Genomic DNA, 12,094 nt, shown 5'->3' on the forward strand with positions numbered 1-12,094 from the left:
CTGCCGGCCATCTCCCCCTCAAGGGGGGAGATTCGGTGTCGCGCATGCTTTCGCCAATTTTCAACGTTGCAGGAGGAGGCGCGGCGTCCGAACTGCAAATCTCCCCCCTTGAGGGGGAGATGGCCGGCAGGACAGAGAGGGGGGCCTCGCGCCCAACCTATCCATGACCACCCGCCCCGCCATCGCCGCCGATATTGCAAAACTCTTCGCCACCCGCGACACCCACGCGGTCGAAGTCGCTGTCCTGCAGCCGGCCGATCCGTTCCTCGATATGGCGGGCGAGGACCTGCGCCGGCGCATCTTCCTGACCGAAAGCGAGACCGGCAAGACGCTGTGCCTGCGGCCCGAATTCACCATTCCGGTCTGCCTCGACCACATCGCCAGCCAGGCCGGCACGCCACGCCGCTATTCTTACCTGGGCGAAGTGTTCCGCCAGCGCCGCGAAGGCGGCAACGAGTTCTTCCAGGCCGGTATCGAGGATCTCGGCGACCGCGACACGGCAGCGGCCGATGCCCGTTCGCTGGCCGACGCGCATGCGCTGCTGTCGCTAGTGCTGCCTGGACAGCCCCTCGCCATCACGCTTGGCGACCAGACCCTGTTCGAGGCGGTGCTGGCGGCCCTCGGCCTACCGCGCGGCTGGCGCATGCGGCTGGCCCGCGCCTTCGGCTCGGCGCCGATGCTGGAGGCGGCGCTCGCCGATCTCGCCAATCCACCGCGCAACAGCCAGTTGTCCGGTCCCGTCGCCTTGCTGGTGCTGGACGGAGATGCGGAAGGCCTCGCCGCCCACATTGCCGAAGGCATGGAAAAGGCCGGCCTGTCGGCTTCCGGCGGCCGCGCCCCGGCCGACATTGCGCGGCGGCTGATCGAGAAGGCGCAGCTGCGCAGCGTGCGCCTGTCCGATGACGCCTTCTCGGCGCTCAAAGGTTTTCTCGAGATCGATGTCGCGCTCGACGGCGCGACAGCCGCTCTCGAAAAATTCGCCGCCGATGCCGGCCTGTCTTTGGGACCGGCGCTGGAGAATTTCGCCGCCCGCGCCAAGGCGGTCGAGGCGCATGGCCTGTCTGCGGCGCACATCCGTTACGACGCCGCCTTCGGCCGCCCGCTGGATTATTACACCGGCCTCGTCTTCGAGATCACTGTCCAGGGAGGCGATCGCCCGCTGGTCGGCGGCGGCCGCTACGATCGGCTGCTGACGCTGCTCGGCGCCAAGAAGCCGATTCCCGGCGTCGGCTTCTCGGTCTGGCTCGACCGCATCGAGGCTTTGCGGGAGAGCGCCAAATGATCACTTTGGCGATCCCGTCGAAAGGCCGCCTCAAGGAACAGTCCCTCGAAGTGCTGGCCAAGGCCGGCCTGGCGGTCACCTTGCCTGAGGACGACCGCAAATACCGCGCCCGCATCGACGGCCTCGACAATGTCGACGTGGCCTTCCTGTCCGCGTCCGAGATCGCCGGCGAGATCGGGCAAGGGTCGGTCGATCTCGGCATCACCGGCGAGGACCTTTTGCGCGAGAATCTCGCCGACTGGGAGGCCCGCGCCGAGATCGTCGCGCGTCTCGGCTTCGGCCATGCCGACGTCGTGGTCGCCGTTCCGGACATCTGGCTCGATGTCGACAGCATGGCCGACCTTGACGATGTCGCCGCCGATTTCCGCCAGCGCCACGGCAGGCGGCTGCGGATCGCCACCAAATACTGGCGGCTGACGCAGCAGTTCTTTTCGCTCAAGCATGGCATCCAGGTCTACCGCATCGTCGAAAGTCTCGGCGCCACCGAAGGCGCGCCGGCGGCAGGGCTCGCGGACGTCATCGTCGACATCACCACCACCGGCTCGACGCTGCGCGCCAACCACCTCAAGGTGCTGGGCGACGGCACGATCCTGAAGTCGCAGGCCTGTCTGGTCGCGTCGAGGAAGCAGCGTGACGCGGCGGATGAAGCCGTCTTGCGCGATATTGCGGTGAAGATGGCGTAAGTGAACAGATAATGGCCGAGGTTGGCGCCGCCCCTCATTGTCCTGCCGGACATTTCTCCCCGTAAACGGGGAGAAAGAGCTGGCCGTAGCCTCGGCACTCTTCCTGCGACGTTAGTAGTTGGCGAAATCGTCGGCGACGCGCCCTTTCTCCCCGTCACTATACGGGGAGAAATGTCCGGCAGGACAATGAGGGGCAGCGCCAAACGCATCAAGCATAGTCGCCAAAGTGGGCTTCGAACCTCAGGCGATTGCTCTGCCTACCTTCGGCGGGTTTCCTCTGCCCCGGCAGGCTGATAGGCTACCTATCCCGGGAGGAGACGGCGATGGCGATCAAACTCGACGAGCTCATGAACGCCAGCAATCTGCGTGCGCGCGGCGCCGGCGGCGCCTTCGTTGCTCCGGTTGGCGGCAAGGCGCATGTTTCGGGCGATCGCTCGGTGCCTTTACTCGACAAGACCATTCCGGAGCTGTTCTCCGATACGGTGAGCAAATACGCCACGCTCGACGCCGCCGTCTTCGTCGGTCAGGACAAGCGCTTCACCTGGAGCGAGCTCTCGGATGCGGTCGACGCCTTGGCCGCCGGTTTCCTGGCACTCGGCCTGGAAAAGGGCGACCGCGTCGGCATCTGGTCGCCGAACCGCTGGGAATGGCTGGTGACGCAGTTCGCCACCGCCCGCATCGGCCTCATCCTCGTCAACATCAACCCGGCCTATCGGCTGACCGAGCTGGAATATGCGCTGAACAAGGTGGGATGCAAGGCGCTGGTCACGGCGGCCCAGTTCAAGACATCCGACTATCTCGGCATGATCGAGACGCTGGCGCCGGAGATCGCCAAGGCGGAGCCCGGCAAGCTCAAGGCAAAAAAGCTGCCGTCGCTTGAGATCGTCATCCGCATGGGCGACGACAACTCGCCCGGCATGTTCAATTTCGGCGATGTGCTGGCCATGGCCGGCCGCGACGAGCACGACAGTCTCGACCGCATCTCCGAAAGCTTGAAGCCAGGTGAGGCCATCAACATCCAGTTCACCAGCGGAACGACGGGCGCACCCAAGGGCGCGACGCTGACGCACGCGAATATCGTCAACAACGGCAATTTCGTCACCTCGGCCATAAAACTCACCGTCGACGACCGGCTCTGCATCCCGGTGCCGCTCTATCACTGCTTCGGCATGTCGATGGGCACGATGGGTTGCGTGTCGAAAGGCGCGACCATGGTCTTTCCGGGCGAAGGTTTTGACGTCGGCGCGACGCTCAAGGCGGTCGCGCAGGAACGCTGCACCGGGCTCTATGGCGTGCCGACCATGTTCGTCGCCATGCTCGACCATGCGGATTTCGCCAGCTTCGACCTCTCCAGCCTGCGCACCGGCATCATGGCCGGCTCGCCATGCCCGATCGAGGTGATGAAGAAGGTGGTGTCGCTCATGCATATGAGCCAGGTGACCATCGCCTATGGCATGACGGAAACCAGTCCGGTGTCGTTCCAGAGCAGCGTCGACGATCCGCTGGAAAAGCGCGTCTCCACCGTCGGCCGCATCCACCCGCATGTCGAGGTCAAGGCGATCGGCGCCGACGGCGCGACTGTCGCGGTCGGCGAACCGGGTGAGCTCTGCACGCGCGGCTATTCGGTGATGAAGGGCTATTGGGACGACGCCGAAAAGACCCGCGAGGCGATCGACGTCGATGGCTGGATGCACACCGGCGATCTCGCCACTATCGATGCCGAGGGCTATTGCAATATCGTCGGCCGGGTGAAGGACATGGTCATCCGCGGCGGCGAGAATGTCTATCCGCGCGAGGTCGAGGAATTCCTCTACCGCCATCCCAAGGTCAAGGAAGTGCAGGTCTTCGGCATTCCGGACGACAAATATGGCGAGGAACTCTGCGCTTGGATCGTGCTGAAGCCCGGCCATATCGCGACCGCCGAGGAAATCAAGGCCTTCTGCGCCGGCCAGATCGCGCATTACAAGGTGCCGCGCCACATCCGTTTCCGCACCGAACTGCCGATGACCGTGACCGGCAAGCCGCAGAAATTCCTGATGCGCGAGGCGATGGTGGAAGAATTGGGGCTGGTGGCGCAGAAGACGGCTTGAAACAGCGTTCATGGACAACGAGTTTCCTAATTTCGCGGCGCTGAAAGCCGCCAAGATCGAAAACGTGGATTATCGCATCGTCGTCCGGCGCGGCGCGCGAACCGGAGGTGCCATCGTCATGGCCCCGCATGGCGGCAAGATCGAGCCTCGCACCTCCCTGATCACCGAGACGATAGCGGGGGGCGATCTCGACATGTATTGCTTTGAAGGGCTGATGCCGGAAAGCAACCGGGAACTGCACATAACGTCCAGGAACTTTGACGAGGCAACCGCGCTGGACCTGTTGCGGACGAAGTCCACCGTCGTCGCTATTCACGGCCGCCAGGATCGCGACGATCTCGCGACGGTCTACCTGGGCGGCAAGGACGCCGCATTGGTGTCAGAGATAGCCTGGCGTCTGCATGAGGGCGGCTTCCCGACGCAAAAGGACAACCATCCGTTTCCAGGCATCCAGGATTCGAACATCGTCAATCGCGGACTGACGGGAAAAGGGGCACAGCTGGAAGTGCCCTTCTCGCTGCGTCGCCGGCTGGGGAGCGAGCCGGAGCTTCTGGAAAGATTCTGTGGGGCGGTTCGCAAGGCCATTGAGACATTCGATGCTGCCCGGTCCTCAATCGTGTTCTGAAAATGCCGAAGACGGCGTCAACGGAAGATTCTCTAGCCCGGAAGGACCGCTCGCTTCGCCTTGCGCTCGGTGCGCCACTCCTCAAACCGCTGCAGGATGACGAAGAAGGCCGGCACGAAAAGCACCGCGAGGCAGGTCGAGGCGATCATGCCAGAAAACACCGTGATGCCGATCGATTTGCGTGCGCTCGCCCCTGCGCCCGTCGCCAGCACCAGCGGCGCGACGCCGAGAATGAAGGCGAAGGACGTCATCAGGATAGGACGGAAACGGGCGCGTGAGGCCTCGATCGCCGACTCGACGATCGGCTTGCCGGCGGCGCGCAATTCGCGGGCGACCTCGACGATCAGAATGGCGTTCTTGGCCGACAGCGCGATCAGCAGGATCAGGCCTATCTGGACATAGAGGTTGTTGTCGATGTGAAGGCCGTTGAGCACCAGCACGGGACCGACCAGCGACAGCGGAGCGGCGAGCAATATCGAGATCGGCGCCAGCCAACTCTCATACTGGCCCGCCAGCACCAAATAGACCAGGAGCAGCGCCATGCCGAACACCAGATAGATTTGGCCGCCGACGAGCTTTTCCTGGAAGGAAAGCGCCGTCCAGTCATAGCCGGTGCCGGGCGGCAGCGTGTCGGCGGCGGCCGCTTCCATCAGCTTGATCGCGTCGCCCGACGAGAAGCCCTGCGCCTGCACGCCGAGGATCGATGCCGAGGGATAGAGGTTGTAAAGGCTGATCAGCGAGGGGCCGACGCTCGGGGTGACGGTCAGCACTGTGCCCAACGGGACCATGTCGCCGTTCTGGTTGCGCACCGTTAGCCGGCCGATGTCCTCCGGCGACAGCCGGAACTGCGCGTCGCCCTGTACATAGATCTGGAACACACGCCCGAACTTGTTGAATTGGCTGACATAGGTGGAGCCGAGATAGCCGGCGAGCGTCTGGAACACCTGGTCGGTGGTCAGCCCCACCGCCTGCACCTTCTCGCGGTCGAACTCGACCTGGTATTGCGGGACGTTTGAGCGGAACGTTGCCGAGACGCGCTGGATGCCCGACTGCGTCTCGGCGGCCCTGGTCAGCGCGCTCGCCGAGCCCTGCAGCTTGGCGAGCTCGAAGCTGCCGTCGCGCAACTCGATCTGCATGGTGAAGCCGGCGGCGTTGCCGATGCCCTGTATCGGCGGTGGCGGCAGCACCAGCACGTTCCCGTCCGCCATGCCCGATAGGTCCTTGTTCAGCGTTGCATAGAGAGAGGCGAGATCCTCGCCCTTGCCGCGCACGCTCCAGTCCTTGAGGATGATGTAGGCGACGCCGGCATTGGCCAATGTCGAGTTGTTGTCGAGGGCCGAGAGACCGGCAATCGTCACCACCTGGTCGACGCCTGGCGTGGCTTTGGCAACGGTCGAGATCTGCTGCAGCGTGTCCTGCGTGCGGCCAAGCGAAGCGCCGTCGGGCAGTTGCACGGAAGCGAGCAGATAGCCTTGGTCCTCGATCGGAATGAACCCGGTGGCGACGCGCGACATGCCATAGCCTGCGGCGCCGATGATCAGCAGCGCAATGACGCCCATGATCGTGCTGCGGCGAACCATCGCTCCAATCAGCCGTGCATAATTGTCTTCGGCGCGCTGGTATAGGCCGTTGAAGCCGCGGAAGAAGGCGTTGCGTTTTTCGAGCGGCACAGGCCGCTTCAGCCAGGTCGCGCATTGCGTCGGCTTCAGCGTTGCGGCGTTGACGGCGCTGATCAAGGCTGTTGCCGCAATCACCAGCGCGAATTGCGCATACATCTGCCCGGTGAGGCCCGGCAGGAACGCCGCCGGCAGGAACACCGCCATCAGCACCAGCGTAATGCCGATGATCGGGCCAAAAAGCGCATTCATGGCCGCGACCGCCGCGTCGTGGCCCGACATGCCGCGCTCCATATTGTGCGCCGCTCCTTCGACCACGACTATGGCGTCGTCGACGACGATGCCGATGGCAAGCACGATGGCGAACAGGGTCGACAGATTGACGGTGAAGCCGAGTGCCAGCATCGCCGCGAAAGCCCCGATGATGGTCACCGGCACGGTCGTCGCCGGCACCAGCATCGCCCGCCAATCCTGCAGGAAGAGCAGGATGACGATCAGCACCAGCACCGCGGCTTCGATCAGCGTCTTGTAGACCTCGTCGATCGCCTGGCTGACGAAAATCGTGGTGTTGAAGGGGATCGAATAGGCAAGACCCTGCGGGAACTCGCCGGACAGCACCTTCATCCTGGCTTCGACCTTGCCGGCCACGTCGAGCGCATTGGCACCCGGCGACAGGAAGATGGCCAGGCCAGCCGCCTGCTGGCCGTCGAGGTTGAAGTATTGTCCATAGGTCTGGGCGCCCAACTCGACGCGGCCGACGTCGCGCACGCGCGTCAGGTCGCCATTGGCGCCCGTCTTGACGATTACCGCGCCGAACTGATCGGGGTCGTCAAGGCGGCTGGACACTTCGATTGTATATTGGAAGGATTGTCCGTCGGGCGCCGGCGGCGCGCCGACCTGGCCTGCGGTGACCTGCTCGCTCTGCTGCTGCAGCGCCTGGACGACGTCCTGCGTGGTCAGGCCGCGAACCTGCATCTTCTCCGGATCGAGCCAGACGCGCATCGAGTATTGTCCGGCGCCGAAGACGTTGACATTGCCGACGCCCGGTATCCGCGATAGCTCGTCCTTCAACCGGATGGTGGCGTAGTTGGCGAGATAGAGGCTGTCGTACTGTCCGCCCGGCGACGTCAGCGTAACGATCTCAAGGATCGAGGTCGACTTTTTCTGGACATTGACGCCCTGCACCTGAACTGCCTGTGGCAGCGATGCCAGGGCGGTGGACACGCGGTTCTGGACACGCACTTGCGCCTGGTCGAGATCGGTGCCGATCTGGAAGGTGACGGTCAGGTTGTAGCTGCCATCCGAGGCAGCGAATGACTGCATGTAGAGCATGCCTTCGACGCCGTTGACCTGCTGCTCGATCGGCAGCGCCACCGTATCGATCACCGCACGCGCGCTGGCGCCGGGATAGCGGGTGGTCACCGACACCGTGGGCGGCACCACGTCGGGATATTGCGCCACCGGCAGGCCGAAGAGCGAGACGAGGCCGATGACGACCATAAGGACAGCGATTGCATTGGCCAGGACCGGCCGCTCTATGAAGAATTTGGAGATCATTGGGCTACGCCGTCAGCCGCAGCCGCTTCCAGTATCTTCACCTGTGGTTCGATCTTCTGGCCGGGCACGGCCGTCAGCAAGCCGGAGACAAGGACCCGATCGTCGGCTGTTATGCCTTTGGTGATCACGCGCAACGTTCCGACAAGCTGGCCGACCTCGACCGGACGCTCCTCCACTACGTCTTCCTTTCCGGCGACGAGCAGATAGCGGCCCCGCTGGTCGGCTCCTATCGCCCGGTCGGGAACGAGCAGCATGTCCGGCTCTTCTCCCAGCGGCACGCGAACGCGCACGAAATAGCCGGGCAGCAGCGAGCGATCGTCATTGTCCAGCACGGCCCGCACGGCAAGCGTGCCGGTTGCGGCGGTGACCTCCGGCGCGGCATAGTCCAGCGTTCCCTTGTGGGGGTAGCCCGTCTCGTTCTGCAGACCGACCTCGACCGGTATTTTCTTTAGGTCCTGGGAAGTTATGCCCCGCTTGGCCATGGCGGCGCGAATGCGCAGTACGTCCTGCTCCGAGACGTTGAAGTTGACGTATATCGGCGCGAGCTGAACGATGGTCGCGAGCGTCGTGGCACTGCCGGCGCCGACGAGTTGCCCGTTCGACACCTGACGGGAGCCGACGATGCCCGCGAACGGCGCCTTGACCTCGGTGTAGCTCAGGTTGAGCTGAGCCTGCTTGACGTCGACCTCGCTCTGCTTCTGCTTGGCGGCGTCGACATCCGCGGCGGCAGCGGCCTGATCGGCTGTCGATTGCGAGATAATCTTCTGGGACAGCAGTTCCTGCTGCCGCTTGAGGTCGGCTCCCGACTGCTTGGCAGAGGCGTCGGCCGAACCCTGGCCGGCCTGAGCCTGTTCAAGCGCCAGCTGGTAGGAATCTTGCTCGATCAGGAACAGCCTGGTGCCGGCCTTGACCTCGTCGCCGTCCTTGTAGTCAATTTCCTGGATGAAGCCCGAAACGCGGGCAACCAGCGGCGTCGTATTCACCGCGGCGGCGCTGCCGGTGGCTTCGAGATAGGGAGTCACGGTCTGCTTGACCGGAAGCGCTACATCGATTTTTGGCGGCGGTGGCGGCGCGTAACTGTTTTCCCTGCTGCAGGAGCACAGTAACGTTGCTGCAACTGCGAATGAAGCTGCCGTCGGCGCGGCTCTCCCCCATGCGAAAACCATTTTGCCCCTCTGAATACTTCAGTATATATGTCGCATTGTTATGGGATAGGGTGAAGCTACCTTTTTTGGGGGAGTTTGTCATGCGGATTGCGGTGAGCGTGCTTTTTCTGCTCGCGCAGATGACGGCGAGCGTGGCACTGGCGCAGACGGCGGCCGAGCGCGAGGCCTGTCAGGCCGACTACGAGAAGTTCTGCAAGGGTGTTCAACCGGGCGGCGGGCGCATTATCAAATGCCTGAACGATCATCTGAGCGACCTGGCGCCGCAATGTCAGAAGGTCGTCAAGGAGAACACGCCGCAATAGGGTTGTTGCGGTCCGGCACTCCCGAGGGGATCGTCGAATGCCGGTTGGCAAGAAGGCCGGTCCGTAGGATATTTGGCCGGATGCTCCCACGCAGGCTCGCGCAAACGCTCAAGGTAGCAACACCCAAGGCTGCAACAGGCGGTTTCGGGCGATCACTGATCTCCCGGGCGATGCCGGTGATTGCCTTGGCGCTGGCTCTCGCAGTCAGGGCCAGCGGGCTGTCGGTGGACGAGGGATCGCTAGACCTCAGGGTCTTGGTCGGCGCAGTTTCCACCGCCATCATGTTCATCACCATTTTCGTGGTGCTCGACCACGCCGAGGCAGTCGCCCGGCGCGTGGGGGAGCCCTATGGAACGTTGGTGCTGACCTTTGCCGTGACGGCGATCGAAGTGTCGATCATCGTCTCCATGATGCTGCACGGAGAAAACAATCCGACGCTGGCACGCGAGTCCGTTTTCTCGACGGTGATGATCACCTCCACCGGCGTTGTCGGCATATGCCTTACGCTTGGCGGCTGGCGCCATCGCAAGCAGGCGATCGTCCGGCAAGGGACCAGCGCCTATCTGTCGGTTCTGATCGCGCTGACCGTGATGACGCTTATCCTGCCGACCTACACCCAGGCCACGGGCCCAGGTACGTTTTCTGCGGCTCAGCTTGGTTTCGTCAGTGCCCTTTCAGTACTGCTCTATGCGAGCTTCGTGTTCGCGCAGACTGTCCGGCACCGCGAAGACTTTGTCGAAGGACAAGAGCACCACGTTTCGGCGCGAACGGCCTCTGACGAGAACATCTTAGTCAACGCTGTGCTGCTGATGGCCGGGCTGATCGGAATTGTCATGCTTGCCGAGCAAGTCGCCGCAAGCGTTGAAGATACGCTCGTTGCCTACCAGGTGACCCAGGCCGACAGCATCGTGGGGGCATTGATCGCGGCGCTGGTTCTGATGCCGGAGGCCCTCTCCGCGATCCGCGCCTCGTTCAAGAATGAGCTGCAGCGCAGCCTCAACGTCGCGATGGGCTCGGCCTGCGCCACGATCGGTTTGACGATACCGGCGGTCGCGGCCGCCAGCCTGCTGACGGGCAGGGGACTGACGCTCGGGCTTCCGGCCTCCGATGCCGTGCTTCTGGTCTTGGCGCTTTTCATATGCAGCGTCAGCTTCAGCACCGAAAGAACGACGTTCTTGACCGGCATGGTCCATGTCGTGGTGTTTTTTACCTACGTGTTTCTGATCTTTGTGCCGTGAAATTGTCCGTGCAAGGCGCTGCATCGACGATCTGGCCGCGCCTCCGTTGAGGCTCTCACTCGTTGGTGTTATATTAGAGGAGTTGCAGGTATAGGAGAGGGGAAACCTATGGTCAGACGCAGTTTGTTTGCGCGTACATTTGCCATTGGAGCTTTGCTCGCGATTTCGTCGATCGCAGGCGCCTCTGGATTCGGTTTCATCGCATCAGCCGAAGCAAAGACGGTCGTCATCCAGAAGACCACCATCTACATTACTACACTTCCAACGGGCTGCGTGAAGACCACCTATAGCGGTGGGATCGTGGTCTGGAAGTGCGGCACGAAATACTACCAGCCCTACAAAAACAGGTACGTGCTCGTCTACATCAAATAGTGTGGACGGTATGGTGTGAGGCATAAAGCCAGTCACGGCCCTGCGAGGCCTGCCAGGCTGACTACGAGAAATTATGCGAAGAATCGGGGCGCCTCGAAGGCGCCTCACACCCCCAGCACCGCCGCATCCAGCCCGCGTATGATCCGCGCCAGTTCCACGCACTCGTCCTGGCGCACCTTGTTCTTCCGCCAGGCCATGCAGATCATGCGTTGCGGCATCGGCTCCTGGAACGGCACGATCCTCAGATCCGGCATGACGCCGGCCGCACTTGCCGCCATTTCCGGCACCAGCGTGACGCCCAGCCCATGCGCCACCATCTGCAGGAGCGTGGTAAGGCTGGTCGCGCCATAGCTTGCCATCGCCACCGGTCGCACATTGCCGCAGACGGCCAAAGCCTGCTCGCGCAGGCAGTGGCCTTCCTCCAAGAGCATTAGGCGTTCCAGCGCCGGGCTTTCCGGCGGCACCGGCGGCGAGGCGAAGGCCGGATCGCCGGCAGGAACGGCGAGGAAGAAGCGGTCGGGAAAAAGCCCTTCGGTGACGATCGCCGGCTGATCGAGCGGCAACGCCGCGATGAAGGCGTCGAGCCGGCCTGACGTCGCGTCCTCGACCAGCGACGCGGTCACCGCCTCGCGCAGCTCGAGCTGGAGGGAAGGGTAGTGCTTTTTCAGCTCCGGCAGCACATGCGGCAGCAGGTAGGGCGCGACGGTCGGGATGATGCCCAGCCGGAAGCGTCCTTCCATGCTCGGGCGTCCGCGCCGGGCAGTCGTCTCGACGTCACGTATGTCGGCCAGAATGCGTTCGATACGCGGCTGCAGGGCAAGCGCCTCGTCGGTCATGCGCACCGTCTTGCCGCCGCGCTCGAACAACAGGCAGTTCAGCCGCTCTTCCATCTCGGCGATCTGCGCGGAAAGCGCCGGCTGGCTGACGCCGGCAAGCTTCGCAGCGCGGCCGAAATGAAGCGTCTGCGCCAGCGCGTCGAAATATTGCATCTGCCGGACAGTGAGGCCAATCATAAGAAAATCCTATCAAACGAAACAGGAAAGGCAATTTGTCTTTATCGGCCGGCCGGCCTAGTCTGGAATCATTCCAGGTTGGCGCGGCCAATGGCTGCCCCCGGAAATTCCGGGAAAATCAACCTCGGCAAAATTCAACCACGGCAAACC

General features: G+C 63.3%; 10 protein-coding genes. 7 read left to right on the top strand and 3 right to left on the bottom strand.

What is annotated here, in order from left to right:
* The first annotated feature begins 163 nt into the window (after positions 1-163).
* The 4 genes from CK230_RS25175 to CK230_RS25190 all read left to right on the top strand — a co-directional run bounded on the left by CK230_RS25175 (position 164) and on the right by CK230_RS25190 (position 4,680).
* Positions 164-1,282, top strand: coding sequence for an ATP phosphoribosyltransferase regulatory subunit (locus tag CK230_RS25175; protein ID WP_095819846.1), 1,119 nt, complete (start codon positions 164-166; stop codon positions 1,280-1,282).
* Positions 1,279-1,965, top strand: coding sequence for an ATP phosphoribosyltransferase (gene hisG, locus CK230_RS25180; RefSeq protein WP_095819847.1), 687 nt, complete (start codon positions 1,279-1,281; stop codon positions 1,963-1,965). The genes CK230_RS25175 and hisG overlap by 4 nt, the downstream gene beginning before the upstream one ends.
* A gap of 323 nt (positions 1,966-2,288) precedes the next feature.
* On the top strand, positions 2,289-4,055 hold the full coding sequence (locus tag CK230_RS25185; RefSeq protein WP_095819848.1) for an AMP-binding protein: 1,767 nt from the start codon (positions 2,289-2,291) through the stop codon (positions 4,053-4,055).
* A gap of 10 nt (positions 4,056-4,065) precedes the next feature.
* Positions 4,066-4,680: a poly-gamma-glutamate hydrolase family protein gene (locus tag CK230_RS25190; protein WP_095819849.1), complete on the top strand. Its 615-nt coding sequence runs from the start codon at positions 4,066-4,068 to the stop codon at positions 4,678-4,680.
* Positions 4,681-4,712: 32 nt separating this feature from the next.
* On the opposite strand, the gene CK230_RS25195 is transcribed toward CK230_RS25190, so the two are convergent.
* Together CK230_RS25195 and CK230_RS25200 are read right to left on the bottom strand one after the other, a co-directional pair.
* Positions 4,713-7,853, bottom strand: a complete 3,141-nt coding sequence (locus CK230_RS25195) for an efflux RND transporter permease subunit (protein WP_095819850.1) — start codon at positions 7,851-7,853, stop codon at positions 4,713-4,715.
* A complete protein-coding gene (locus tag CK230_RS25200) occupies positions 7,850-9,019 on the bottom strand; it encodes an efflux RND transporter periplasmic adaptor subunit (protein WP_095819851.1) in 1,170 nt (389 codons plus the stop codon). Before CK230_RS25200 ends, CK230_RS25195 begins: the two co-directional genes overlap by 4 nt.
* Before the next feature lie 80 nt (positions 9,020-9,099).
* Between CK230_RS25200 and CK230_RS25205 the strand changes: the two genes are divergently transcribed.
* The 3 genes from CK230_RS25205 (at position 9,100) to CK230_RS25215 (ending at position 10,931) form a co-directional block, all read left to right on the top strand.
* Positions 9,100-9,321, top strand: coding sequence for a cysteine rich repeat-containing protein (locus CK230_RS25205; protein WP_095819852.1), 222 nt, complete (start codon positions 9,100-9,102; stop codon positions 9,319-9,321).
* Between the two features lie 80 nt (positions 9,322-9,401).
* Positions 9,402-10,559, top strand: a complete 1,158-nt coding sequence (locus CK230_RS25210) for a calcium:proton antiporter (RefSeq protein WP_095819853.1) — start codon at positions 9,402-9,404, stop codon at positions 10,557-10,559.
* 108 nt (positions 10,560-10,667) lie between these two features.
* Complete coding sequence (locus tag CK230_RS25215) at positions 10,668-10,931, top strand: hypothetical protein (RefSeq protein ID WP_095819854.1); 264 nt, start codon at positions 10,668-10,670, stop codon at positions 10,929-10,931.
* A 104-nt stretch (positions 10,932-11,035) separates the two neighbouring features.
* Here CK230_RS25215 and CK230_RS25220 read toward each other — a convergent pair whose 3' ends face one another.
* Complete coding sequence (locus CK230_RS25220) at positions 11,036-11,944, bottom strand: hydrogen peroxide-inducible genes activator (protein ID WP_095819855.1); 909 nt, start codon at positions 11,942-11,944, stop codon at positions 11,036-11,038.
* Positions 11,945-12,094: the final 150 nt, after the last annotated feature.

Source organism: Mesorhizobium sp. WSM3859, assembly GCF_002295065.1.
GTDB lineage: Bacteria > Pseudomonadota > Alphaproteobacteria > Rhizobiales > Rhizobiaceae > Mesorhizobium.

What these genes read in the sequence shown, in the direction of transcription:
- CK230_RS25175 (WP_095819846.1), top strand. Translation starts at nt 164, where the DNA reads ATGACCACCCGCCCCGCCATCGCCGCCGATATTGCAAAACTCTTCGCC.
- hisG (WP_095819847.1), top strand. Translation starts at nt 1,279, where the DNA reads ATGATCACTTTGGCGATCCCGTCGAAAGGCCGCCTCAAGGAACAGTCC.
- CK230_RS25185 (WP_095819848.1), top strand. Translation starts at nt 2,289, where the DNA reads ATGGCGATCAAACTCGACGAGCTCATGAACGCCAGCAATCTGCGTGCG.
- CK230_RS25190 (WP_095819849.1), top strand. Translation starts at nt 4,066, where the DNA reads ATGGACAACGAGTTTCCTAATTTCGCGGCGCTGAAAGCCGCCAAGATC.
- CK230_RS25195 (WP_095819850.1), bottom strand. Translation starts at nt 7,853, where the DNA reads ATGATCTCCAAATTCTTCATAGAGCGGCCGGTCCTGGCCAATGCAATC.
- CK230_RS25200 (WP_095819851.1), bottom strand. Translation starts at nt 9,019, where the DNA reads ATGGTTTTCGCATGGGGGAGAGCCGCGCCGACGGCAGCTTCATTCGCA.
- CK230_RS25205 (WP_095819852.1), top strand. Translation starts at nt 9,100, where the DNA reads ATGCGGATTGCGGTGAGCGTGCTTTTTCTGCTCGCGCAGATGACGGCG.
- CK230_RS25210 (WP_095819853.1), top strand. Translation starts at nt 9,402, where the DNA reads ATGCTCCCACGCAGGCTCGCGCAAACGCTCAAGGTAGCAACACCCAAG.
- CK230_RS25215 (WP_095819854.1), top strand. Translation starts at nt 10,668, where the DNA reads ATGGTCAGACGCAGTTTGTTTGCGCGTACATTTGCCATTGGAGCTTTG.
- CK230_RS25220 (WP_095819855.1), bottom strand. Translation starts at nt 11,944, where the DNA reads ATGATTGGCCTCACTGTCCGGCAGATGCAATATTTCGACGCGCTGGCG.